This window comes from Pseudoalteromonas sp. GW168-MNA-CIBAN-0100 (genome assembly GCF_040309225.1).
GTDB classification, from domain to species: Bacteria; Pseudomonadota; Gammaproteobacteria; order Enterobacterales; family Alteromonadaceae; genus Pseudoalteromonas; species Pseudoalteromonas arctica.
This window is the reverse complement of sequence record NZ_JBEOOL010000958.1, coordinates 1-244: the sequence shown is the minus strand read 5'-3', so window position 1 is coordinate 244 and position 244 is coordinate 1. Positions and strand designations below refer to the sequence as shown.

The following is a 244-nucleotide window of genomic DNA, read 5'->3' as shown; positions in this document are numbered from 1 at the left end:
ACGCCACTGTGTTTTTTTAGTAAGCGACCATCGGCAAGCTTTAGCTCACTGCGAGTAATTAGTGTGTTGTTTAATATTTGCGTACTTGGTACAACAAAATATAAATGCCCTTGATGGCGGCGTATTTGTCCATCACTAAGCTCAATAAGCATTTGTGCATCGGTTTTAGCTGCAATAGCCTGATTAATTATTTGCTCCAGCTGCTTTTGCGATGGTAATACATGAGTAAATAGCTCTAGCCATG

1 protein-coding gene is annotated in these 244 nt (G+C 40.2%); it reads right to left on the bottom strand.

The window, feature by feature from the left end:
• Nucleotides 1–244, bottom strand: a 244-nt coding sequence (locus AAEY62_RS24180) for a TilS substrate-binding domain-containing protein (protein WP_350637007.1), incomplete at both ends; no start/stop codon positions are given.